22 protein-coding genes are annotated in these 22,131 nt (G+C 70.3%); 7 read left to right on the forward strand and 15 right to left on the reverse strand.

All coding sequences use genetic code 11. The annotated features are described in order from the left end of the window. The first annotated feature begins 31 nt into the window (after nucleotides 1-31). Nucleotides 32-1,441: an MFS transporter gene (locus LBW94_RS26405; RefSeq protein ID WP_225054631.1), complete on the forward strand. Its 1,410-nt coding sequence runs from the start codon at nucleotides 32-34 to the stop codon at nucleotides 1,439-1,441. A gap of 87 nt (nucleotides 1,442-1,528) precedes the next feature. Here the strand turns inward: LBW94_RS26405 and LBW94_RS26410 are convergent, their stop codons facing one another. Then, nucleotides 1,529-1,738 (reverse strand): hypothetical protein, encoded by a 210-nt coding sequence (locus tag LBW94_RS26410; protein ID WP_225054633.1) that lies wholly within the window; start codon nucleotides 1,736-1,738, stop codon nucleotides 1,529-1,531. A 218-nt stretch (nucleotides 1,739-1,956) separates the two neighbouring features. Between LBW94_RS26410 and LBW94_RS26415 the strand changes: the two genes are divergently transcribed. The 4 genes from LBW94_RS26415 to LBW94_RS26430 all read left to right on the forward strand — a co-directional run bounded on the left by LBW94_RS26415 (nucleotide 1,957) and on the right by LBW94_RS26430 (nucleotide 5,903). After that, nucleotides 1,957-2,559, forward strand: coding sequence for a TetR/AcrR family transcriptional regulator (locus LBW94_RS26415; RefSeq protein ID WP_225054634.1), 603 nt, complete (start codon nucleotides 1,957-1,959; stop codon nucleotides 2,557-2,559). A 122-nt stretch (nucleotides 2,560-2,681) separates the two neighbouring features. Then, a complete protein-coding gene (locus LBW94_RS26420) occupies nucleotides 2,682-3,854 on the forward strand; it encodes a cytochrome P450 (RefSeq protein ID WP_225055081.1) in 1,173 nt (390 codons plus the stop codon). 11 nt (nucleotides 3,855-3,865) lie between these two features. Further along, nucleotides 3,866-4,060 carry a ferredoxin gene (locus LBW94_RS26425; protein ID WP_225054636.1) on the forward strand — a complete coding sequence of 65 codons (195 nt, stop codon included), beginning with the start codon at nucleotides 3,866-3,868 and terminating at the stop codon, nucleotides 4,058-4,060. A gap of 124 nt (nucleotides 4,061-4,184) precedes the next feature. Further along, a complete protein-coding gene (locus tag LBW94_RS26430) occupies nucleotides 4,185-5,903 on the forward strand; it encodes a DUF3556 domain-containing protein (protein WP_225054638.1) in 1,719 nt (572 codons plus the stop codon). 4 nt (nucleotides 5,904-5,907) lie between these two features. Here the strand turns inward: LBW94_RS26430 and LBW94_RS26435 are convergent, their stop codons facing one another. From LBW94_RS26435 to LBW94_RS26455, 5 genes are all read right to left on the reverse strand, one after another. Continuing rightward, nucleotides 5,908-6,642: an SDR family oxidoreductase gene (locus LBW94_RS26435; RefSeq protein WP_225054639.1), complete on the reverse strand. Its 735-nt coding sequence runs from the start codon at nucleotides 6,640-6,642 to the stop codon at nucleotides 5,908-5,910. A gap of 23 nt (nucleotides 6,643-6,665) precedes the next feature. Further along, entirely contained in the window at nucleotides 6,666-7,874 is a 1,209-nt protein-coding gene (locus tag LBW94_RS26440; protein WP_225054641.1) for an NADH:flavin oxidoreductase, read from the reverse strand. Continuing rightward, nucleotides 7,871-8,470 carry a TetR/AcrR family transcriptional regulator gene (locus LBW94_RS26445; protein ID WP_225054642.1) on the reverse strand — a complete coding sequence of 200 codons (600 nt, stop codon included), beginning with the start codon at nucleotides 8,468-8,470 and terminating at the stop codon, nucleotides 7,871-7,873. Before LBW94_RS26445 ends, LBW94_RS26440 begins: the two co-directional genes overlap by 4 nt. A gap of 65 nt (nucleotides 8,471-8,535) precedes the next feature. Further along, nucleotides 8,536-9,456, reverse strand: coding sequence for a TIGR03619 family F420-dependent LLM class oxidoreductase (locus tag LBW94_RS26450; protein ID WP_225054644.1), 921 nt, complete (start codon nucleotides 9,454-9,456; stop codon nucleotides 8,536-8,538). Next, nucleotides 9,453-10,262: an enoyl-CoA hydratase/isomerase family protein gene (locus LBW94_RS26455; RefSeq protein WP_225054646.1), complete on the reverse strand. Its 810-nt coding sequence runs from the start codon at nucleotides 10,260-10,262 to the stop codon at nucleotides 9,453-9,455. The genes LBW94_RS26450 and LBW94_RS26455 overlap by 4 nt, the downstream gene beginning before the upstream one ends. Before the next feature lie 114 nt (nucleotides 10,263-10,376). Between LBW94_RS26455 and LBW94_RS26460 the strand changes: the two genes are divergently transcribed. Beyond that, nucleotides 10,377-10,811, forward strand: coding sequence for a nuclear transport factor 2 family protein (locus LBW94_RS26460; RefSeq protein WP_225054648.1), 435 nt, complete (start codon nucleotides 10,377-10,379; stop codon nucleotides 10,809-10,811). Nucleotides 10,812-10,871: 60 nt separating this feature from the next. Here the strand turns inward: LBW94_RS26460 and LBW94_RS26465 are convergent, their stop codons facing one another. Beyond that, entirely contained in the window at nucleotides 10,872-11,240 is a 369-nt protein-coding gene (locus tag LBW94_RS26465; protein ID WP_225054650.1) for a hypothetical protein, read from the reverse strand. A gap of 205 nt (nucleotides 11,241-11,445) precedes the next feature. On the opposite strand from LBW94_RS26465, the gene LBW94_RS26470 reads away from it, so the two are divergent. Beyond that, the gene (locus LBW94_RS26470; protein ID WP_225054651.1) at nucleotides 11,446-12,351 is read left to right on the forward strand and encodes an alpha/beta fold hydrolase; all 906 of its coding nucleotides are present in this window, start codon (nucleotides 11,446-11,448) and stop codon (nucleotides 12,349-12,351) included. A gap of 80 nt (nucleotides 12,352-12,431) precedes the next feature. Here LBW94_RS26470 and LBW94_RS26475 read toward each other — a convergent pair whose 3' ends face one another. From LBW94_RS26475 to LBW94_RS26510, 8 genes are all read right to left on the reverse strand, one after another. After that, nucleotides 12,432-13,445 carry a ketopantoate reductase family protein gene (locus tag LBW94_RS26475; protein WP_225054653.1) on the reverse strand — a complete coding sequence of 338 codons (1,014 nt, stop codon included), beginning with the start codon at nucleotides 13,443-13,445 and terminating at the stop codon, nucleotides 12,432-12,434. A gap of 90 nt (nucleotides 13,446-13,535) precedes the next feature. After that, complete coding sequence (locus LBW94_RS26480) at nucleotides 13,536-14,288, reverse strand: DUF1684 domain-containing protein (protein WP_225054655.1); 753 nt, start codon at nucleotides 14,286-14,288, stop codon at nucleotides 13,536-13,538. Nucleotides 14,289-14,334: 46 nt separating this feature from the next. Beyond that, nucleotides 14,335-16,020 carry a dipeptide ABC transporter ATP-binding protein gene (locus tag LBW94_RS26485; protein WP_225054657.1) on the reverse strand — a complete coding sequence of 562 codons (1,686 nt, stop codon included), beginning with the start codon at nucleotides 16,018-16,020 and terminating at the stop codon, nucleotides 14,335-14,337. Then, the gene (locus LBW94_RS26490) at nucleotides 16,017-16,928 is read right to left on the reverse strand and encodes an ABC transporter permease (protein ID WP_225054659.1); all 912 of its coding nucleotides are present in this window, start codon (nucleotides 16,926-16,928) and stop codon (nucleotides 16,017-16,019) included. Before LBW94_RS26490 ends, LBW94_RS26485 begins: the two co-directional genes overlap by 4 nt. A gap of 1 nt (nucleotide 16,929) precedes the next feature. Then, complete coding sequence (locus tag LBW94_RS26495) at nucleotides 16,930-17,886, reverse strand: ABC transporter permease (protein ID WP_225054660.1); 957 nt, start codon at nucleotides 17,884-17,886, stop codon at nucleotides 16,930-16,932. After that, entirely contained in the window at nucleotides 17,883-19,571 is a 1,689-nt protein-coding gene (locus LBW94_RS26500; protein WP_225054662.1) for an ABC transporter substrate-binding protein, read from the reverse strand. The genes LBW94_RS26495 and LBW94_RS26500 overlap by 4 nt, the downstream gene beginning before the upstream one ends. Nucleotides 19,572-19,713: 142 nt before the next feature. Further along, nucleotides 19,714-20,889 carry an acyl-CoA dehydrogenase family protein gene (locus LBW94_RS26505; protein WP_225054664.1) on the reverse strand — a complete coding sequence of 392 codons (1,176 nt, stop codon included), beginning with the start codon at nucleotides 20,887-20,889 and terminating at the stop codon, nucleotides 19,714-19,716. Next, a complete protein-coding gene (locus tag LBW94_RS26510; RefSeq protein WP_225054665.1) occupies nucleotides 20,886-22,073 on the reverse strand; it encodes an LLM class flavin-dependent oxidoreductase in 1,188 nt (395 codons plus the stop codon). The genes LBW94_RS26505 and LBW94_RS26510 overlap by 4 nt, the downstream gene beginning before the upstream one ends. Between the last annotated feature and the right edge of the window lie 58 nt (nucleotides 22,074-22,131).

The raw sequence follows: 22,131 nt of genomic DNA on the forward strand, positions 1-22,131 counted from the left end.
TGCGGGGCGGGCGCGGGCGGAGGGTCGGGGCATGACCATGAATACTTTCGCCGCGCCGGTCGTCGCACCGGCTCCGGCCGGCGGGTGGCGCGACCGGGTGGCGCTGCTGGTGCTGCTGACCGCGAGTTTCACCCTCGCGGTGGACTTCTCGATTCTCAATGTGGCCCTCCCCCGCATCGGTGCGGAGGTCGGGTTCGGACTCGCCGATCTGCAATGGATCGGCACGGCGTTCGCGGTGTGCGCGGCCGGGTTCACGCTGTTCTTCGGGCGGCTCGCGGATCTGTTCGGGCGGCGGCGGCAATTCCTGGTGGGGATCGCCGTGCTCGGCGTAGCGTCGCTGGCCGGTGGGCTGGCCACCACACCGTGGGTGCTGCTGGTGGCCCGGGTGGCGCAGGGGCTGGCCACGGCGGCGGTGACGCCGGCGGCGCTGTCGCTGCTCACCACCTCGTTCCCGGAGGGGCGGCTGCGGGAGCGGGCGCTGGGGTTGAACGGGGCGCTGATGGCGGCCGGATTCACCACCGGGGCGATCCTCGGTGGTCTGCTGACCGATCTGATCAGCTGGCGGTGGGCCTTCTTCGTGAACGTGGTTGTCGCGGTGGTCGTGCTCGCGGCGGGACCGATGGTGTTGCGGGAGAATCGTTCCGAGCAGCGGCCGCGGCTGGACGCGCCCGGGGCGATCACGGTGACGCTGGCGCTGGTGGCCGGGGTGTACGGGCTGACCCAGGCAGGTCAGCGGTCCTGGAGCGATCCGCGGTGCTGGGGCTTCCTGCTCGCCGCGACGATCCTGCTGGCGCTGTTCGCGGGCATCGAGCGCCGGGTGGCGCAGCCGCTGGTGCCGCCGAACCTGTTGCGCCGCCGCGGTATCGGCTGGGGCAATCCGGCGGGCGTGCTGGCCTTCGCCACCGAGACCTCGGTGGTCTTCCTGCTCACCCTCTATCTACAGAACGTCCGTGGATTCACGCCGTTGCAAACGGGTCTCACCTTCGCGGTGATGGGACTGGGCACGGTGCTCGGCGGGGTGGTCGGTCCACGGGTGATCGGCGCCCTCGGCGGAAAGTACGCGGTGGCCGCCGGTCTGGTGGTGCAGGCGGCCGCCACGCTGCCGCTGGTGTTCCTCGGCTCGATGCCGGGCTGGTTCGCGGTACTGCTGGTGACGACGTTCGCCGGCGGAGTGGCGAATCTGGTGGCGATCGTGGGCTTCATGGTCACCGCCACCTCGGGCCTGCCGGATTCCGAACAGGGGCTGGCGACGGGGCTGGCCACGATGAGCCAGCAGGTCGGCATCGCGCTCGGGACGCCGATCATGTCGGCCGTCGTGACCGCGGTCGGCGGTGGTGTCGGGCACGGCGTCGCCACCGCACTGGCCGTCAACGCCGCGGCCTGCCTGGGTGCGGGGCTGCTGTTCGCGGTCACGCTGCCGGGTGCGACCAGCCGGGCGTGAAAGACGTTCCGGCCCGGCCACTGCGCTCCTCCGCCTCCCCGGCACCGCGCCGGGGGGCGGATGCGCCGGTTCGCGACCGTCCGCCCCTCAGAGCCAGAGGCGGCGGCACGGCAGCAGGGGCAGGTCCCGGCCCAGGTCCTCGTCGATCGTGACGGTCGCCCCGCTGCGGGCCATCGCCGCGGCGAACCGGTCGGCCACATCCCGGTCGTCCTGATAGTCGAGTTCCACCGGCGGGCTGGTGAAGCTCACGTGGATGTGGCACGGATCGGCGGCGGCGTTGTCGCTGTCCACAGACATCTCATGGGGTCCCAACTATCGTCCGGCGGCCGCCGCCCGGGGCGGGCGGTGTCGGCCGATACTTCGTGTCTCCCAGAATGACCCGAAGATCAGGTACCCCACATCCGTAATCGCCGATATGGTTCGCTTAGGTAGGTTGACGGATTGCCGGCAGGAAACCGACCGGCCACTATCACTGTCCGGCAGACGGATTCGGCTCCGGAGGCTACAGTGCACCGATGAGCGGGACCTCGCAACGTGTGCGCAACCCCTGGGGGCAGGGCGAGCGGCTGCGGGCGGAAATCCTGGCCGCGGCGGCCCGGCTGCTGTCGGAACTCGGTGGCGCGGAAGGACTCACGATCCGCGGGGTGGCGCGGGCCGCGGGCATCTCACCGGCGAGCATCTACCAGCACTTCGACGACAGGTCCGCGCTGGTGCGCGGGCTCGCCGAATACGACTTCGCGCGGCTGGCGGCGGCGATGGCCACCGCCGAGGCGCTGTACCCGCCGACGGCGGTATTGGATCGGGTCCGTGCCCAGATGAAGGCGTATTGCGGCTTCGCCCTTGCCAATCCGGGACACTACCGGCTGATGGTCAGCAACCGGACGGCGCGCGCCACCACCTCCGGCCCGATGCAGGAACTCAGCAGGCAGGTGGTCGCCGCGTTCGAGCGGTGCGAGCCGGCCGGGATCCGGCTGCGGATTCCGCCGGAGCGGGCCGCGGTGGTGGTGTTCGTCGCGGTGCACGGCCGAGTGGCGTTGTGGCACACCGGCGAAACACACGCACAGATGGACGAGGTATTGGACTTCGTGGACGAGCTGATCTCGTTGGTCGTCGCCTGAACTCACCGCCCCGAATCGTTGCCCCGGCGAACGAGAGGGTTCTATCCTGGTCCAGTTAGTGAACGTTTGTTTGGTAACAACTCTTGGGGGTCACTGTGACCGAAACCCTTCCCACCTATCCCATGTCACGGGCCGCCGACCGCCCGTTCGATCCACCACCGCCGCTGCGGGAGGTGGAACCGATCAGCCGGGTGCGCATCTGGAACGGCGAAACGCCCTGGCTGGTAACCGGATATGAGGCCCAGCGAAAAGTACTGGCCGATCAGCGTTTCAGCGCCGACACGCTACGGGCCGGTTTCCCGCACCAATCCGAATCGACAGAGGAACGCCGCCGGAAGTTCCGGCCGTTCATCGTGTTGGACGATCCGGAACATGCCCGGCTGCGAAAGATGTTGACCCGCAACTTCATGATCAAGCGCATCGACGCGCTGCGGCCGCGGGTACAGCAGATCGTGGACGAGCTGATCGACGCGATGACCGCCGGTCCGAAACCCGTGGATCTGGTGCGCGAGTTCGCATTACCGGTTCCGTCGCTGGTCATCTGCGAACTGCTCGGCGTGCCGTACGCCGATCACGAGTTCTTCCAGGCGTGCAGCCGCAAGATCATCTCCACCGAGACCCCACCCGCGGAGTCGATGGCCGCCGGTGACGAATTGCGTTCGTATCTACGCGATCTCGTCGCCGTCAAGCAGCAGCATCCGACCGACGACATGCTCGGCCACCTGGTCTCCGGGCAGCTCGCCGAGGGTCTGCTGACCATCGACCAGGTGGCGGACATGGGCGTGCTCATGCTGATCGCCGGGCACGAGACCACCGCCAACATGATCGGCCTGGGCACGCTGGCCCTGCTGCGGCATCCGGATCAGCTCGCCGAACTGCGCGACGCGCAGGATCCGGCGCTGACCGCCAACGCGGTCGAGGAGCTGCTGCGCTATCTCACCATCGTGCACTCCGGCCGGCGCCGGGTGGCCACCGCCGACGTCGAGGTCGGCGGGCAGCTGGTCCGGGCCGGTGAGGGCATCATCCTCGCCAACGACGCGGGTAACCGGGACGGCGAGGCGTTCCCCGATCCGGACACCCTCGACATCCACCGGCCGGCCCGGCATCACGTCGCCTTCGGCTACGGCGTGCACCAGTGCCTGGGTCAGCCGCTGGCCCGGATGGAGCTGCAGATCGTCTACGGCACGCTGTATCGGCGCATTCCCACGCTGCGCCTGGCCGTTCCGTTCGAGGAGATCGAGTACAAGCACGCCATGGTCGTCTACGGCGTCCATGCCCTGCCCGTCACCTGGTGAGGACGATACCCATGAAAGTTGTTGTGGATCAGGAGAAGTGCATCGGCTCCGGGCAGTGCGTGCTGGCCGCCGCCGATGTGTTCGACCAGCGCGACGACGATGCGGTCGTGGTGCTGCTCCAGGAGCATCCGGCCGCCGACCGGGACGAGGACGTGCGCCAGGCGGCCCGGCTGTGCCCGGCGCTGGCGATCGAACTCGACGAGTAGCCACGGGTGGGCCGGGCCCGCGCCGGGCCCGGTCTATCACGTGATTGACAGCATCGGCGAACAGTGTCACCGTATCCGGACCGGCAGCGCATCGGGGCGTCGCGCCGGGGACGGAGGCGTTCCGATGGGATTTCTCGGGCCGGAGTTGCCCACGGTGGACCTGGCCGAATGGTCGAAAGGCACTCGCGGGGAGCGGATCCGGCCGATGGCCCGGCACTGGGCCGAGGTCGGCTTCGGGACGCCGGTGATCCTGCACCTGTTCTACCTGGCCAAGATCGGTCTCTACCTCCTCGGCGGCTGGCTGATCGCGGGCAGCACCCCCGGCCTGGGCGGGCCCACCGCGGCGGGCTCGTGGTGGTCGGAGCCGATCGTGTTCGAGAAGATCGTGCTGTACACCATGCTGTTCGAGGTGGTCGGGCTGGGCTGCGGGTTCGGGCCGCTGAACAACCGGTACTTCCCGCCGATGGGCTCGATCCTGTACTGGTTGCGGCCCGGCACGATTCGGCTGCCACCGTGGCCGGGCCGGGTGCCGTTCACCGCGGGTGACGACCGCACGCCGGTGGACGTCGCACTGTACGCCGCCGTGCTGGTGGCGATCTGCGTGGCGCTGGGTTCCGGTGGCGGCGGGGCGAATCCGGTGTCGCACCACGGTGTGGGACTGCTGCCGCGCTGGGAGATCGTGCTGATCCTGGCGCTGCCGGCGGTGGCCGGCCTGCGCGACAAGGTGATCTTCCTGGCCGCGCGCGGTGAGGTGTACGCGACGCTGACGGTCACCTTCCTGTTCGGCGGCGCCGATACGGTGATCGGCGCGAAGCTGATCTTCGTGGTGATCTGGCTGGGCGCGGCGACCTCGAAACTGAACCGGCACTTCCCGTTCGTGGTCTCGACCATGATGTCCAACAGCCCGGTGACGCGGCCGCGCGCGCTCAAACGCCGCTTCTTCGAACGGTTTCCGGACGATCTGCGGCCGGGCCGGTGGTCCCGAGTGGTCGCCCACGTCTCCACCGCCGTCGAGATGACCGGTGGCGTGGTACTGATCTGCTCCGGCGGCGGGCCGGTGACCGCGGTCGCCGCGACGGTCGTGATCTGCTTCCACCTGGCGATCCTCACCGCGATCCCGATGGGTGTACCGCTGGAGTGGAACGTCTTCATGATCTACGGGGTGTCGGCGCTGTTCGTCGCGCATGCCGGGCTGCGGCCCGGCGATCTGCACCACGTCTGGCCCGCGGTACTGCTGACCCTCCTGGCCGCGGGCATCGTGATCACCGGAAATCTGTTCCCGCGCAAGGTCTCCTTTCTGCCGGGCATGCGGTACTACGCCGGCAACTGGGACACCACGCTGTGGTGCGTCCGGCCGTCGGCGGCGCGGAAGATCGACGCGCACGTGGTGGCGATCGCGAGTATGCCGCAGGCCCAGCTGGAACGGGTCTACGGCAAGGACCGCGCGGTGATCCCGCTGTATCTGGGATATGCCTTCCGGGCGATGAATTCGCACGGCCGGGCACTGTTCACGCTGGTGCACCGCGCGGTTCCGGCGGGCTGCGAGGACGAGTACACCGTCACCGACGGAGAACGTATCTGTAGCACCGCGATCGGCTGGAACTTCGGCGACGGTCATCTGCACAACGAGCAGTTGATCGCGGCCCTGCACAAGCGCTGCGAGTTCGAGCCGGGCGAGGTCCGGGTGATCCTGCTCGACGCCCAGCCGATCCATCGGCAGACCCAGCGCTATCGCCTGATCGACGCCGCCACCGGGGAATTCGAGCGCGGCACGATCAAGGTGGCGGATCTGGTGACCCGGCAGCCGTGGGAGGACGACGTGCCGGTGGAGGTGGATCGGTGACCGCTCAGCCCGCGGTCATCCCGCCGTCGACGACGAATTCCGAACCGGTGCAATAGCTGGACTCCGCACTGGCCAGATACACCACGAGGCCGCTGACCTCCTCCGGCACACCGAGCCGGGTGCGGGTGTCGGCGTCGCGGTCGGCGGTGGCGCCGACCGGTGCGCCGATCATCGGGGTGAGGATGCCGCCCGGATGCACCGAATTCACCCGCACCCCATGGGGAGCCAGCTCCAGCGCCGCCGATTTGGTCAGGCCGCGCAGGCCGAATTTCGAGGCGGTGTAGGCATGCATCCCGGCCACGCCCTGCAATCCGGCGGCCGAGGAGATGTTGATCACCGAGGCGGGGCGCGCCGCGACCAAGGCGTCGCGGGCCGCGGACAGGCCCAGGAACGGGCCGGTGAGATTGATCGACAGCACCCGCTGCCACCGCTGCTCGGTGTAGGCGCCCAACGCGCCGCCGTCGAGCACGCCGGCGTTGTTGACCAGCACGTCCAGCTTGCCGAACCGCTCGACGGTGCGGGCGACGGCGGCGGCCCAGTCGCCTGCCGAGGTGACGTCGAGATGGACGTAGGCAGCGTGGTCGCCGAGTTCGGCGGCGAGCTTCGCGCCGGCCTCGTCGGCGATGTCGCCGACGACCACCCGGGCGCCCTCGGCCAGGCAGGCGCGGGCGTGCGAGGCGCCCATGCCGGAAGCGCCGCCACTGATCAGGACCACCCGGCCCGCCAATCGTCCACTCATGCTGCCACCTTCGTAGTTGTGCGTCACTGCTCGGCCGCGGGCCGGCCGAGGGTCAGCGGTTCGGCGGGCTGATCCGGCCGGAACACGCAGTGGGTGCGGGTGTAGATGGTGGGCATACAGGCGTTGCAGTGCACGCAGGCGGACCGGGTGGAGGCGTCGGATCGGATGCGGTGCAACAGATTCGGCTCCCGCAGCAGGGCACGGCCCATGGCCACGAAGTCGAAACCCTCGGCGCGGGCCAGGTCCATGGTTTCCAGATTGGTGATGCCGCCCAGCAGGACCAGCGGCATCGACAGCTCACGGCGGTAGTGCCGGGCTCGCTCCAGCAGGAAGCCCTCGCGATACGGGTACTCCTTCAGGAACTTCCGGCCCACCACCCGGAAGCCCAGCCGGGCCGGGGTGGGCAGTACCTTCGCGAACTCGCGCCGCGGCGCGTCGCCGTGGAACAGCAGCATCGGGTTCAACAGCGAACTGCCCGCGGTCAATTCGAGCGCGTCCAGCGCGCCGTCGGCCTCCAGCCAGGCCGCCACCTGCAACGACTCCGGCACGTCCAGCCCGCCGCGCACGCCGTCGGTCATGTTCAGCTTCGCGGTCACCGCGAGCCGATCACCGACGGCTTCCCGTACCGCGCGGGCGATTTCGCGGGCCAGCCGGGCCCGGTTGGCGGTGGACCCGCCGTAGCGGTCCTTGCGCCGGTTCAGTTTCGGGCTCAGGAAGGAACTGACCAGATAGTTGTGGCCGAAATGGATTTCCACGGCGTCGAATCCGGATTCGGCGGCCAGCCGGGCGGCGTGCGCGTGCGCGGTGACGACCTCGGCGATCTCGTCCTCGTCGGGAACGTGCATGCGGCTCATCGACAGTGGGCTGAACATCGGGCTCGGCGACAGGGCCGGAACACGATTGGAGGCGGCGTTGGCGACCGGCCCGGCGTGACCGATCTGCGCACTGGCGGCAGCGCCCTCGGCATGCACGGCGTCGGTGAGCCGGCGCAGACCGGGCAATGCCTCGGGGCGCATCCAGATCTGGTGCCGGTCGGTACGGCCGCCGGGGGCCACGGCGCAGTAGGCGACCGTGGTCATCCCGACGCCACCGGCGGCGATCTCGCGGTGGAAGTCGATCAGGTCGGCGGTGACCAGGGCGTCCGGCGTGCGGCCCTCGAAGGTCGCGGCCTTCAGCACCCGATTGCGCAGGGTCACCGGGCCGAGCCGGGCCGGGTCGAAGATGTCCGTCATCGCATGTCTCCTGCCGGGGCGGGTTCCGCGACCGGGGCGGTCAGCCCGGCCACCACGAAGCGGCGCAGCGTGGCGAGCATGTCCGGCGACAGTTGCCGTTGCTCGGCCCCGGCCTCGCCGAAACGCATGATGATGAGGTCGAAGGCCAGCATCCAGCGGCGCCGGCCGATCTTCTCGTCCAGGCCGGGCAGCAGGCCCACCCAGGAGTCGAGCCGGAACCAGCGGCCGTGGAAGTCGGTGCCGCGCCGGCCCAGCACGAACTGGGCCAGCAGCCGCAGATGCAGCCGGCCCAGCGGATCGGCGGCCAGCGCCACGAACGGGGCCAGCACCGCGTCCACCACGTCGGCGACCGAGCCGTGCCCGGCCGTCAGCGCCAGTCCCTCGGCCCACAACGGCCCGAGCCGCTCCTCGAGCAGCGCCGCGACCAACGCCTCTTTGGAGCCGAAGTGGTAGTGCACCGCGGCCGGATTGGCTCCGGCCGCGGTGCAGATCGCACGGACGGACACCTCGTCGTAGCGGGCGGTCCGCAACAGCTGCTCGGCGGCGGCCAGCAGCCGTTCGCGGGTGCCGGGTACCGGGGGGACTGCGTCGGCCATGCCCCCAGTAGAACACGTTCCAATCATTGTTTCAATCAGTGATGGAAACAACGAGGGGACGCACCTCACGCGATCGCGGGCATGATCTCCTCGGCCACCCACTGGGTGTAGTCGAAGTACTCGTCGAGATGGCGCACCTCGGGGATCGGCACCGCGCTGATCGTCACGCCGAGTTCACCGAACCAGCCCAGCCGATCGATGATCTCCTGCTTGGTCATCCCCGGCCGGGCCCGCGGATCCTCCTGCGCGACATGCCCTTCCCCGACCCGGCTGGTGGCGAAGCCGTAGAAGACATCGGTCAGCCCGCCGCTGTAGTCCGGCTGCGAGCGGAGGTAGTCCAGCTTGGCCGGAATGTCCTCGGGCTTGGTCAGGAACGGCCACCAGCCGGTGCCGTACCGGGCCGCGCGCCGCAGCACCGGCGCGGCGTCGCCGCCGAACCAGATCGGCGGATGCGGGGACTGCACCGGCTTCGGCTCGAACCGCACGTCCCGGAAGGAGACGAACTCGCCGCTGAACTCCGGTTCGTCGGCGGTCCACAGCTCCAGGATGGCCCGGACGTATTCCTCACTGCGCGCGCCTCTTTCGTGGAAGGGCACGCCGAGGGCCGCGAACTCCTCCGGCAGCCAGCCGACCCCGAAGGTGACGGTGACCCGGCCGCCGGACAGCCAGTCGATGCTCGCCAGCGCCTTGGCGGTGACGATCGGATGTTGCAGCGGCAGAATCGCGATGCACGAGTTCACCCGGATCCGCTCGGTGGCCCCCGCCAGGTACGCCATGGTCGGATACGCGGCGAGGTAGTGCGCGCCGGACCGCTCCACATGCTGCCCGGGAATCACGAAATGTTCGGGCACGCTGATCATCTCGTAGCCCCACCGCTCGGCCCAGCGGGCCAGGCGGGCCTGGTCGGCGCCGGTGACCACCGACTCCCAGGGCTGACAGTTCGCCGGCAGCCGCAGCAGGTGCGGCATCGGGAAGCCGAGTTTCATTGCGGCGCCTTCGGTTCGGCGGCGGAATCACCGCCGAAGTCCGCGGGCACCCAGTTCGGCGAGCGCTTCTCCATGAACGCCCGCATGCCCTCGCGCGGCTCCGGCGATTCCTCCAGCGCCCAGAACATGGTCTGGTAGTCGATGAATCCGTAGCGCTCGTTGAGCATCCGCTTCACGTGCATGCGAGCCATCGGCGGGGTCCGGAGGATCTCACCGGCGGCCTTCAGCGCCTCCGCGCGCAGCGTCTCGTGCGGCACCACCCGCGAGATCAGGCCCATCCGAACGGCTTCCGCCGCGTCGAACTTGCGCGCGGACAGCAGCAGGTCGCGGGCCATCGCGATCCCGACGTGCGCGGGCAGCACCGCCGCGTAGGTGGCATCGGGGATGCCGCGCAACAGTTCCGGCACCCGGAAGGTGGCGCGGTCGCTGGCCACACAGATATCGGACAGCATGGCGATCAGCAAACCGCCGGCCTGGCAGATACCGTTCACCGCGGCGATCACCGGCGCGCGGCTGTCGCGGATGTTCAGGAACGGCAGGATCTCCTGGCCGACGTCGGGCACCTCCGCGTCGCCGGGCTGCCGGCGGCCGCCGAGATCGCCGCCCGGGGCGAACACGTCGCCGGTGCCGGTGATGATCAGCGCCGCCAGGTCCGGATCGCTGTTGACCAGCCGGACCGCGCGCTTGATGCCGAAGTACATGGCCGGGGTCAGGGCGTTGCGCGCCTCGGGCCGGTCGATGATGCACCAGCCGATGGGCCCCTCGCGCTCGAAGCGCAGGCCCGCGGCGCCGAGATCGTCTCCCATATGTCTTCCTCTCCTCGGCCGCGCACGGCGGCTGTGCCGTCATTGACTCGCGATGTTTAATCCGCTCTCATAAATACAGTATCGCGTTCTGATTTAAGAGAATCGAGTTTCCACATGCAGCACGTCATCGACCGGCTGGAGATCCAGGAGTTGCTGGCCCGGTACGCCCGCGCCGTGGACAGCAAGGACTGGGAGTTGCTGCGGACGGTGTTCACCCCGGACGCCGAGATCGACCTGCCCACCTCCGGCACGAAGCCCACCGGCTCGCGCGACGATCTGGTGGCCTGGTGGGCGACCAGCCTGGACAACGTGCCGATGACCCAGCACCTGATCACGAACGTGGAGATCGACCTCGACGGCGACCGCGCCACCGTGCGCGCCCTGTTCTTCAATCCGATGCGGCTGCCCGGCGCCGCGGAGCTCAGCTACTGCGGCGGGCACTACTACCACGAGGTGGTCCGCACCGCGGAGGGCTGGAAGAGCGCGAAGATGGTCGACACGATCGTCTGGTTCGCCAACCGGCCGGCCTCGCCCGCCGCGACCCGCTGACCCGCGACGACGCCCGGGGCGCGAGAGATTCCGCACCCCGGGCGTCGCCTGTCACCACTGTCAGCAGGCGGAGTTCAACCGGCCGATGGCGGTGTAGATCGAGGAGGCGTCCTGCGGGCCGCTGGCGTTCTCGAGGGCGCTGGCCAGGCCCTCGAGGTCGGCTTGCGCCTCCGGCGAGCTGAGCTGACCCTCCTTGGCACGCAGGTTGGCGACATAGGACGCCATCCCCGCCGCGGCCTGGTCCGGCGGCTGCGACTGCAACGGCGTCAGCGTGCCGACCACCGAACCTCCGACCTGCTTCAACACGGTGCAGTCACTCGCCGGAATATCGGCGTGGACCAGCGGCGCCGCGGCGACGGTGGTCCATCCCGCGCCGACGGCGGTCATCGCGGCGAAGGACACGGCGACAACAGTGGAACGAATCTTCATTGACAGCTCCCCACATATGGGCTGGAAAAAGGTGAAGAAGAGCGGCTGTCCGCAACGCTCGGCCGCGACCCGGGGCGCGGCTGCGCCCTGTCGCGGTGGTCCAGGCCGCAGCCACAACGGAGTGGATAGGGGTCGAGGACCGCTTGCGGTGACCGGGCGGTCTGTGGTCTGGTCGAAGCAAGAATACAGTTCGACAGGAGAGAGAATGCCACTTTCGGAAACCGATATGAAGGTTACCAACGGCGGTCCGGTCCGAGTGACTGCGAAGGTCAACGGCGTTCCGATGTCCGGACTTCTCGCGGTGGCCCCCGCTCCGCGGGCGGTCGTGGTCGCGCTGCACGGCGGCGGCACCACCGCGGCCTACTTCGACTGCCCGGGTCATACGGAACTGTCACTGCTCCGAGTGGCACCCGCCCTGGGGTATACGGTGCTGGCCCTGGACCGGCCGGGTTACGGCGCCTCCGCGGTCTGCCCGGATCGGGTCACCACGCCGGCAGAGCGGGTCGAACTGGTCTTCGGCGCCGTCGACGCGCACCTGGCCGGGCTGGACCGCGCGGCCGGGGTGTTCCTCGCCGCCCATTCGGCCGCGAGTGAGATCGCGCTGCGCCTGGCCGCCGATCCCCGCGGCGCCGATCTGCTCGGCCTCGAGATCGGCGGCGCCGGCCGGGAGATGCGCCCCGAGGTGCTGGCACTGCTGGCGGGCCAATCGCGGGAGGGCCGTCGCCCCCGCGTTCCGTCGGACCGGCTGTGGATCCCCGAGCGGCTGTATCCCCCGGACATCCTGGGCGGTAAGCCGATCGGCTCACCCCGCCCGCCACACGAGACCGATCCGGCCGCCTACTGGTCGGAGGACAGCTACGAGAGCCTGGCCGCGCGGGTGCGCGTCCCGGTGCGGCTGACGGCGGGCGACCACGAGAGCGTCTGGCGCAACGATCCGGAACATCTCGCCGCCACCGCCGCCCTGTTCCGCGCCTCCACCCGCACCCTGGTGAACATCCAGCCCGAGGCCGGGCACAATCTCAGCATCGGCTACACCGCCCGCGCCTACCATCTGGGCCTGCTCGGCTTCGTCGCGGAATGTGTTGCCGGAGTGCCGCTCTCGCTGGGCTGACCGGGCCGGTGCGCCGCACACCCCGGCGGCGGGAAGGCGCCGACCGGCTGCTCGGCGGCTGTGGGCCCAGCCCGGCGACGTCAGCTCCCGGGCAGCAGGTCCACCAGGGTGTCCAGGCCGGGCTGTTCCACGCCGCCGCGCCGGGCGGCGCGGCCCAGCAGTTGCTGGAGGCGAGCGTTCAGCGGGGCGTCGACACCGTGCAGGCGGGCCAGGCGGACGATCTCGCCGTTGAGGTAGTCGGCCTCGTGGCCGCCCGTGCCGCGGGCGAAGCTCTGCCAGGTGGACTGGCGGTTGCGCTGGACGCCGGAACGTTCGCTGAAGTTCTGCTGGTTCGGGTCCAGGGTCAGGTCCGCGGTGTCGTGGTGCTCGATGCCCGCGACGGCCAGCACGCTCCGGGCCTCGGCCGCCAGCGCCTCGCCGAGCGCCTGCTTGACCGCACGGTCACCGGCGAACACCTCCAGTCCGTTGCGCACGCTGAACAGGATCTTCGCCGCCTTGTAGGCGCGGATGCCGGCGACCGGCTCCACCACGAAATTGGCCGCCCGCAGATCGGCGGTGAACGTCTTCAGCGCCTGTTCCCCGGTGGCCGGATCGCCCGCGGACACCCCGGCGATGACGCCGCCCAGCGCCGGATATCCGCCGACGCGGACTTCGCCGAGGCGGGCGTACTGCGCCGAGATCAGGAAGACCGCGCCGATCACCGTCTCGAACCAGCGGGCGGCGATGCGCTCGGCGGCCAGCCCGTTCTGCACGGTGACGATCGGGACCAGTTCGGCGGCCGAGCCGATCACCCCGCCCTGCCGGTCCACGACGTCACGCCAGGCCAGTTCGGCCACCGCCCCGGCCACGTCCTGGGTCTTCACCGTGAGCACCAGGATGTCGCCGACCCGCAGCCGCAACTCGTCGCCGATCGCGACCACCGGCAGCCGCACCTGTCGCGCACCCGCGTCGGTGTGATACGACAATGGTTGCGCCGCAAGATGTTCCAGCGTCGCGCCGCGCGCGATCAGCAGCACCTCGTGCCCCCGGTCGCCCAGTTCCACCGCCAGGCAGGCGCCGATCGCCCCGGCGCCCACGATCACATATCGCGTCACATCACACCTCCTCCGGCGCCCCTCGGCGCCGTTGTGCACACCTGTCGATCATCTGGCGATCGGCCCCGGCCCGCGGTCCGGCGCCGGTGCTCACTCTGCCCGGCGCAGGCGGGATTCGCCCGCGCGGACCGGGAGGTCGAGACGGTTCCCGGCCGGGGGCAGCGGGCACAGGTAGTGGTCGGTGAAGGTGCACGGCGGGAGGTAGGCGCGGTTGAAGTCGGCGACGATGCGGCCGGCGGCGTCCGGTGCGGGGATGGTGAGGAAACGGAAGTTCTCGGTCTCGTCGCCGACGGTGGTGTCGGAGAAGGTGAGCTGGAGGGCGCCGTCCGCCGCGGCGGCGGCCTGGAGCACGCGCTCGGCGCCGCCGATCTCCAGCCGCACCCGGACGCCGGTGTTGTCACTGACGAAGCCGTCGATGTGCTCCAATTTCAGGGGCTGCGTGGCGATTTCGTTGTTCTCGGTGCGCTCGGCGGTGCCGGTGAGCACCCAGGCCGGATCCGGTTCGAAGGATTCGATGCCCGCCAGGGTGGTGCGGGTGGGCGCGGCGGGATCGAAGACGCGCAGGGCGAGGCGGCCGGCGCGGACCAGCGCCACCAACTCTCGGTCGCCGAGGGCGTGGCGGTCGCCGGGCCCGAGGTCGATGCGCAGGCCGGGGGCGGTGCCGACGATCCGGCCGTCGAGTGCGGACCAGGTTCCGGGCAGGCCCTCGATCGGTTCGGGGGTGGCGTCGAGCCAGTGGGTGCCGGTGAGGGCGGCGGTGCCGTGTGCGGCGGTGGCCTGCGCATCGCGCTGGTCGTGCCAGTGCCGCAGGTCGGTGAGCCAGGTGTCGGTGGAGGTGGTCACGGTGATCCTTTCGGGAGGGGGGACGGCGGCGGGCCGCTCCGGGAACTCAGCGGCGGGCGGCCCGGCGGCCGGGGATCGCGGCCAGCAGCCGGCGCGTCCATTCGTCGACGGGTGCACGGAAAACTGTTGCGGTGGGGCCGGATTCGACCACCCGCCCGGCGCGGAGCACCGAGACGGTGTGGGCGATGCGCGCGACGACGGCGAGGTCGTGCGAGACGAACAGGTAGGTCAGTCCCAGTTGCTCTTGCAGATCGGCGAGCAGGGTCAGGATCTGGTCCTGCACCGACACATCCAGCGCCGAGACCGGTTCGTCCAGCAGCACGACATCCGGTTGCAGGGCCAGCGCGCGAGCGATGGCGACCCGCTGCCGCTGTCCACCGGACAGTTCGGCGGGCAACCGGTCGCCGAACGAACGCGGCAGCGCCACTTGGTCCAGCAGGTCGTCGGCGCGCGCGCGGCGTTCCGCGCGGGTGCCCGCCCGGAACGACACCAGCGGTTCGATGATGCTGTCGCGCACCGAGAATCGCGGGTCGAGCGAGGCGTACGGGTTCTGCTGCACCAGTTGGAAGCGCCGCCGCAACGGGCGCAGCGCCCGCCAGGACCGGCCGGTGATCTCGACGCCGTCGAAGCGCACCGAACCCGCGGTGGCGGCGGTCAGGCCCATCGCGATGCGCAGCGCGGTGGACTTGCCGGAGCCGGACTCCCCCACGATCGCATGTGTCCGGCCGCGCGGGACCCGCATCGAGATGTCGTCCAGCGCCACGATGTTCGGGCCACGGCCGCCGCGCGAGGCACGGAACTCCTTGCGTACGCCGCGCAGTTCGAGGATCACCGGGGCGGATTCGCCCGGCTCGGCGGCGTCGCGGTGGTACGGCGCCGGGTCACCGCCGTGCGCCAGCGCCGGGGAGGCGGCGATCAACCGGCGGGTGTACGGGTCGCGCTCGGCGCTGTCGACGAGAATCTGTGCGGGCGTGCCGGTTTCGACGATCCGGCCGTCGCGCAGCACTACCACCCGGTCGGCGCGGTCGGCGGCCACCGCCAGATCGTGGGTGATGATCAGCAGCGCGGTGCCGCTGTCGCGCACCAGCGATTCCAGATGGTCCAGGATGCGGGCCTGCACGGTGACGTCCAGGGCGCTGGTCGGTTCGTCGGCGATGATCAGCGCCGGCCGCCCGGCCAGCGCGATCGCGATCAGCACCCGTTGCCGCTGACCGCCGGACAGTTCGTGCGGATAGCGGTGCAGCCGGTGCTCCGGATCGTCCAGACCGGCCCGGCGCAACAGTTCGAGCACCTCGGCGTCGACCGCCGGGCCGCGCACGCCGCGCAACCGCACCGCCTCCGCGACCTGCTGCCCGATCCGCTGGGTGGGGTTGAGGCCGACCATCGGATCCTGCGGCACCAGGCCCACGGTGGAACCCCGCAGTCGCCGCAGCACCCGCTCCGGCGCGCCGACCACCTCGGTGCCCGCGACGGTGATCGAGCCGCCGGTGAGGCGTGCGGTATCGGGCAGCAGGCCGATGATCGCGTGCGCGGTGGTCGACTTGCCGGAGCCGGATTCGCCCACCAGGGCCACGATCTCACCGGGCCGCACCCGCAGGGTGAGGTCGTGCACGGCGGGCACGATGTCGCCGTCGCGCAGGTATCCCGCCGACAGGCCGGTGATGTCCACGACCGGGGCGGTGTCGATCTCCGCTGTGGCCGAGCCGGTTTCGGCGGTACTCATGACGGTCATCGCCGGGCCTCCTGAAGGGATTTGGCAATGTGGTTGAGCGCCAGCACCGTCAGCACCACCATGGCGCCGGGCAGCAGCGACACCCAGGGCGCGGTGATCAGGAAGTTGCGGCCGTTGGCCACCAGCGACCCCCACTCCGCGCGCGGCGGCGCGGCGCCGAAGCCCAGGAAGCTCAGTGCCGCGACGTAGATGATGGTGGTACCGAAATCGAGGACGGCCAGCGACAGCACCGGGCCCCAGGAGTTCGGCAGCACGTGCCGCAGCAGTACCCGGGTCCAGGAGGCCCCGCCCGCGCGGGCCGCCTCCACGTAAGGCAGGGTCCTGACCCGCAGCACCTCGGCGCGGGTGGTGCGCGCGAAGGCCGGTACGCTCGCCACTCCCACCGCGATCGCCACCGGCACGGTCCCGAATCCCAGCGCGGTCACGATCACCAGCGCGAACAACAGGCCCGGAATCGCCAGCTGCACATCCACCACGCGCATGATCACGGTGTCGGCCCAGCGGCCGAAGAAGCCGGACATCAGGCCCAGGGTCAGGCCCGCGACCAGCGCGATACCCACCGCGATCAGCGCCGCCTTGACGGTGAGTTCGGAGCCGTAGAGGGTGCGCGTCCACAGATCGCGGCCGACGTCGTCGGTGCCGAACAGGTGCGCCCCGCTCGGCGGCCGCAGTCGTTGCGCGGGCACGGTCGCATACGGATCGCGCGAGGTGAACAGCCCCGGCGCGAAGGCCGTCACCACCACGAACAGCACCAGCAGGACCGACACCACGAAACCCGGCCGCCGGGCGAGCCGGCGCAGCCGCGGCGGCACCCGCCGCCGCCCGCCCGCCGGGGCCGCCGCCCGGTCGGTCCCGGCGGGCCCCGGCAGGACGGGCGCGGCGACGGCCGCCGTGAGATCGGTTGCCATATCAGTTCACCTCGGTGCTCGCGGTGTGGGTGATGCGCGGGTCGAGCAGTGGGTACAGCAGGTCCACGATCAGATTCACCAGCACGAATCCACCCGCGGCGATCACCACGATGGCCTGCACCACCGGAACGTCCTTGGCCAGCACCGCATCCTGTGCCAGCCGGCCGAGCCCGTTGCGGTTGAACACGTTCTCCACCACGATCGAGCTGGTCACCGTGATGCCCACCAGCAGGCCGAGGATGGTGAGGGCGGGCAGCGCCGCATTGCGGAACGCGTGCCGCAGCTGTACCGCGCTGCGCGACAAGCCCTTCGCGCGCGCGGTCACGATGTACTGCTCGCCCAGCGTCTGCTCGAAACTGCGTCCGAGCACCTGCGCCAGCTGCGCCGCCGTCGGCAGCGCCATCGTGATCACCGGCAGCACCAGGTATTTCCAGCCGCCGCTGCCCGAGGACGGCAGCCAGCCCAGATCGAAGGAGAAGTACTGGATGAGCACCAGCCCGACCAGGAAGCCGGGAATCGCGACGCCGAGCGCGGGCACCCGATCCAGCAGCACGTGCAGCCAGCGGACCCGGACGAACGCCGCCAGATAGGCCAGTCCGGTGCCCAGCAGGACCGCCAGCGCTCCGGCGATCGCGCTGAGCACCAGCGTCCCGCCGATGCGCTCGCCGATCAGGTGCCCCACCGGCGTGCCCTTGGCGATCGAGGTGCCGAAGTTGCCGTGCAACATTCCGGTGAGCAGCGTCCAATACTGTTCCAGCAGTGGACGATCCAGCCCGTACCTGGCCTTGGCGGTGGCCAGTTGCTGGGGTGTCAGCGAATCCGGTTCGATGCCCGCGGCGCCCAGCTGGATCGAGACCGGGTCGCTGGGCAGCAGATACAGCACCACGAAGGTGACCGTGAACGCCGCCCACAGCACCACCACGGCCTGCGCCACCCGGCCTGCGATGTACCGGATCACGGCTGGATCCAGACATCGTTGAGTGTCAGGAAACTCTCCGAGGTGAAGCGGAAGCCGTTGACCTTGTTGCGGAATCCGGCGTACTGCACCCGCTCGAACAGCGGCAGGCCGACGCCGCTGTCGATGAGCAGATTCTGGAGATCGGTGTAGGCCTGCTTGCGCTTGCCCTCGTCGGTGGCCTGGCCGGCCGTGGTCAGCAGATCCCGCACCTTCGCCGCGACGTCCGGCTTCTGGATGGCCCGGGCCAGCGCCTTGGAGTTGGCCAACTGGTCGTTCAGGATGAATTGCAGCGCACCGGGATCCGCACGGGTGAAGTAGTTCTCGACCAGGTCGTACTGCCCGTTGGCGATGGCGGCGGTGCGTTCGGCGGCGGTCACGATCTTCTGCTGCACCTCGATGCCCACCCTGCGCAGCTGATCCTGGAACAGGTCGGCGCCGGTGCCGTGCGCGGTCAGCAGCAACTGCACCGACAGTCGCCTGCCGTCCCGGCTGCGGTACTGATCGCCCGGAGCGGTCTTCCAGCCGTCGGCGTCCAGGATTCGCGCCGCCGCATCGGGATCGAAGGCCAGCTTGGTCGCCTGGCCGGTGAAATACGGTGTGGTGCTGTCGAAGTCACCCGCGACCACCGGATAGTCGGCGCCGTACAGGGTGGCGGCGTAGGTCTTCAGGTCCACCGCGCGGTAGAGCGCCTGCCGCACCTGGTCGTCGGCGAGCGGGTGCCCGTCGGAGACGTTGGGCCACAACACGTACGAGACTCCGGGCAGCGGGCGCGAGCGCAGGTACGAGCCGGAGGAGGTGATCAGCTTGCGGTCCTCCACGCTGAACGGGTTGCGCGGCCAGGCGACGTCGATCTGCCCGCTGACCAGGTTGCCGGTCCGCACGCTGTCCTCGGCGACGTAGCTGACCTGGATCTTGTCCAGGTAGGCCTCGCCGGTGTTCTTGCCCAGCGGCGAACCCCAGCGGTAGCCGGTCCGGCGGCTGAGCGTGACGCTCTGCTCCGGCACGTACTTGTCCAGCGTGAACAGGCCGGAGCCGACGATGTCGCCCTTGCACCGCTGTTCGGGGGTTTTCGTGAACGACGCGGGCGACAGCAGCGCCAGGTTGGTGGTCGAGGTCGCCTGCAGGAAGGAGGCATTCGGCTGCGCGAAGTGGAAGCGCACGGTCCGCGGATCGACCACCGTGGTGGATTGCAGGCCCACGATGTAGCTCGCGCCGAAGGTGGTACCGCCGGAGGTGCGCACCAGATCCTGGAAGGCGTCGAAATTCGTCTTCACCGCCGCGGCGTCCAGCGCGGCGCCGTCGGCGAAGGTGACGCCGTCACGCAGGTGGAAGGTGTAGTCCAGGCCGTCCGGGCTGATCTCCCACTTCGTCGCCAGCCACGGCACGATCTCGCCGGTGTCCGGATTCTGGTCGGTCAGCGAATCCGCGAAATTGCGGATCAGGGAACGGTGTTCGATCCAATAGGTCTGGAACGGATCAATGCACAGGAAAGCCGTGTTGTCCGGCCAGAAGGCGATGTTCAGGGTGCCGCCGCGGACGGGGTCCTTACCCTCGCCCGTGGGCCCGCTGGCCTGATTCCCACCGCTGCCGCAGGCGGCGGCCAGCAGGGTCAGGGCGGCAGCGGCCGCGAGTGCGGCTCGTCGTCCGATCCGCCGGCGGCGGGCGGCAGGGGTGCTGGTGTTCATCGCGGAAGCAGTTCCTCGTATTCGGCGGGCGGTGCGGCCCGGGGTGCGTCGACAAAGGTTGTGGCGGTGGAACTACGGGCGTGCCGAACGGTGGTCGACCCCCGGCGATCGGCGGCGGAAGCCGCCGGCGGCACGCGGGCGGTCAGGGCGCGGGGCGAAGTACCGCGCGGCCGGCGGCGAGCACGGCGGCGTCCTCCTGCGGCGGATGCACCCGCACGCACAGCACGTCGCGCAGGTGCCGTTCGAGGTCGTTGTGCCGGGTCAGGGCCGCATTGCCGAGCGCGGCGACGGCGGTCTGCACCGCGGTCACCACCGAGCGGGCGATCTGCGCCTTGATCAGCGAAAGGCGGTGCGGCACCGCGGGTTCACCGGCGGCGAGCAGGGCGAGTGTGCCGTAGAGCAGGGTTTCGCCCTGCACGATCTGCGCCTCGATCTCCCCGGCGACCGCCTGGATGCGCTCGGTCTCAGCGATCGGGCGGCCGAGCGCGGTCGGTACCCGGCTGCGCGCGAAATCGGCGAACGCGGTCCGGGCCGCCCGCGCGACGCCGACATACAGCGCGGCATGCCCGAACGAGGTGGGCCCGGCCGCGACCGCCGGATCCCGGTAGACGCCGTCGGTGAACGGGATCTCGACGAAATTCGCCGCAGGCACCGGGACGTCGGCGTACTCGACGTCGTGGGTGTTGGAGGCGCGCAGGCCCAGATGATCCCAGGTTTCGTGCCAGGTGATGCCGGGCGCATCCGCCGGTACCAGCAGATGACCCACGCGGTACGGGTTCTCGTCGGTCACCGCCCACACCACATGGTAGGCCAGGGCGGCACCGCCGGTGGCGAAAGTCTTGCGCCCGTTGAGGATCCAGCCGTCTGCGGTACGACGAGCCACGGTGGCGGGCAAGCCGCCGCGGGCCGGGGCGCCCAGCTCCGGTTCCGCGCGAACGGCATTCACCAGCGTCGGCGCCGCGGCGGAGCGGCGCACCAGTTCGGCGTACACGTCCTCCGGCCAGGTGCCGTGCGCGGCCTGGGTCTGGTGGGTGTTGAGATTGTTGGCCGCGATCAGCGCCACCGACGGATCACCCTCGCCGAGCGCCACCAGGATGCGTGCCACCCCGACCGGATCGACGGCGGGCCCGCCGTAACGAGCAGCCACCGTCGCGGTCAGGTAACCACCGCGGTGCGCGGCCGCCAGCCCCGCCACCGGGATCGCCGCACTGCGGTCGTATTCCCTTGCGGTAGTGGCAACTTCGGCGGTCAGCGCGGCCAGTGCGGCAGCGGACAGATCGGGGACGGTCAGCGTCGCGCGCTCGGTGGCGGTGCTCACGCCTGCCCCGCCGTCGCGAACGCGCCGGGATGTTCGGCCTGGAGGGTGCCGCGGCGGCCGGTGGCCCTGCGGTGGGCCAGTTCCTCCCGCACCAGCGGCAAGACGTAACGGCCGTAGTCGATCACGTCGTTGAGGGTGTCGTAGCCGCGGATCGACACCAGGCTCGCGCCGAGGTCGATGTAGTCCACGATGGCGGCGGCGACCGTCTCCGGGCTGCCGACCAGCGCGGTGGAGGCGCCGTTGGCGTTGGTGGCGGCCGCGGTGCGGGTCCACAGCGCGCGGTCGTAGACCTCCTGGCGGCGGGCGAATTCCAGGGCCCGTTGCGAGCCGACGTTCTGCGGGTCGCCCTTGAAGCCCAGGCGGTGGGTGGCCGCCTCGAAGGTGCGGGCGATCCGCTCGACGTAGTCCTGCGCCTTGGCCCAGGCCAGATCGTCGGTGCGATCGATGATGGGGCGGAAGGTCACCCAGATCCGGGGGCGGTCGGCCCGACCGGCCGCGGCGGCGATGCCGTGCACCCGCTCGATCTGACTCCTGATGTCCGCCAGCGGTTCTCCCCAGAACGAGAAGATATCGGCCTTGCCGCCGCCGATCTCGAAGGCGGCGTCGGACTGGCCGCCGAGGGAGATCGGGATCGACCCGGCGTAGGTCGGGAAGCCGGGACCGAATCCGTCGAACCGATAGTGTTGCCCCGCATGCGAGAACGGGGCGGTCTCGGTCCAGGAGCGGCGCAGGATGTCGATGAATTCGCCGGTGCGCGAATACCGTTCGGTCTTCGACAGGTAGTCGCCCTGACGGGCCTGCTCGGTGTCGTTGCCGCCGGAGATCAGGTGCACCACCGCGCGACCCTCGGTGAGCTGGTCCAGCGTCGCCAGCTGCTGGGCGGCGACGGTCGGGAACACCGTGTTCGGGCGTACCGCGACGATCGGCTTCAACCGGTCCGACAGCTGACCCACCGCGGAGGCGAGGACGAACGAATCGGCGCTGTTGGAACCGTAGGGCAGCAGGGTGGCGTCGAAGCCGGCGTCCTCCAGGGTCCGCACGTAGCGCCGCACGAAGCCGAGGTCGATCCCGCGGGTCGGCAGCGGGTTCAGCTCGGTGGAGGGGTTGGTGTGGGTGAGGCTGATGAATTCCACTTCCGTGGCTGCGGTGGCGGGCACATCCGCCGGGGCGGGATCGACGGTCATGGCTGTCCTCTTCCGGTGTCTCGCTCGATGCAGGAGGCAATGTTATGGAGCCCGGGAA

The sequence above is a fragment of the Nocardia sp. alder85J genome (genome assembly GCF_020176955.2).
GTDB lineage: Bacteria > Actinomycetota > Actinomycetes > Mycobacteriales > Mycobacteriaceae > Nocardia.

Excerpts from the sequence above, each read along its gene's own strand:
- LBW94_RS26450 (WP_225054644.1), bottom strand. The coding sequence starts at position 9,456 with ATGAAACTCGGCTTCCCGATGCCGCACCTGCTGCGGCTGCCGGCGAAC.
- LBW94_RS26465 (WP_225054650.1), bottom strand. The coding sequence starts at position 11,240 with ATGAAGATTCGTTCCACTGTTGTCGCCGTGTCCTTCGCCGCGATGACC.
- LBW94_RS26470 (WP_225054651.1), top strand. The coding sequence starts at position 11,446 with ATGCCACTTTCGGAAACCGATATGAAGGTTACCAACGGCGGTCCGGTC.
- LBW94_RS26490 (WP_225054659.1), bottom strand. The coding sequence starts at position 16,928 with ATGGCAACCGATCTCACGGCGGCCGTCGCCGCGCCCGTCCTGCCGGGG.
- LBW94_RS26410 (WP_225054633.1), bottom strand. The coding sequence starts at position 1,738 with ATGTCTGTGGACAGCGACAACGCCGCCGCCGATCCGTGCCACATCCAC.
- LBW94_RS26405 (WP_225054631.1), top strand. The coding sequence starts at position 32 with ATGACCATGAATACTTTCGCCGCGCCGGTCGTCGCACCGGCTCCGGCC.
- LBW94_RS26440 (WP_225054641.1), bottom strand. The coding sequence starts at position 7,874 with ATGACGGACATCTTCGACCCGGCCCGGCTCGGCCCGGTGACCCTGCGC.
- LBW94_RS26500 (WP_225054662.1), bottom strand. The coding sequence starts at position 19,571 with ATGAACACCAGCACCCCTGCCGCCCGCCGCCGGCGGATCGGACGACGA.
- LBW94_RS26455 (WP_225054646.1), bottom strand. The coding sequence starts at position 10,262 with ATGGGAGACGATCTCGGCGCCGCGGGCCTGCGCTTCGAGCGCGAGGGG.
- LBW94_RS26430 (WP_225054638.1), top strand. The coding sequence starts at position 4,185 with ATGGGATTTCTCGGGCCGGAGTTGCCCACGGTGGACCTGGCCGAATGG.
- LBW94_RS26435 (WP_225054639.1), bottom strand. The coding sequence starts at position 6,642 with ATGAGTGGACGATTGGCGGGCCGGGTGGTCCTGATCAGTGGCGGCGCT.
- LBW94_RS26445 (WP_225054642.1), bottom strand. The coding sequence starts at position 8,470 with ATGGCCGACGCAGTCCCCCCGGTACCCGGCACCCGCGAACGGCTGCTG.
- LBW94_RS26460 (WP_225054648.1), top strand. The coding sequence starts at position 10,377 with ATGCAGCACGTCATCGACCGGCTGGAGATCCAGGAGTTGCTGGCCCGG.
- LBW94_RS26510 (WP_225054665.1), bottom strand. The coding sequence starts at position 22,073 with ATGACCGTCGATCCCGCCCCGGCGGATGTGCCCGCCACCGCAGCCACG.
- LBW94_RS26485 (WP_225054657.1), bottom strand. The coding sequence starts at position 16,020 with ATGACCGTCATGAGTACCGCCGAAACCGGCTCGGCCACAGCGGAGATC.
- LBW94_RS26415 (WP_225054634.1), top strand. The coding sequence starts at position 1,957 with ATGAGCGGGACCTCGCAACGTGTGCGCAACCCCTGGGGGCAGGGCGAG.
- LBW94_RS26420 (WP_225055081.1), top strand. The coding sequence starts at position 2,682 with ATGTCACGGGCCGCCGACCGCCCGTTCGATCCACCACCGCCGCTGCGG.
- LBW94_RS26425 (WP_225054636.1), top strand. The coding sequence starts at position 3,866 with ATGAAAGTTGTTGTGGATCAGGAGAAGTGCATCGGCTCCGGGCAGTGC.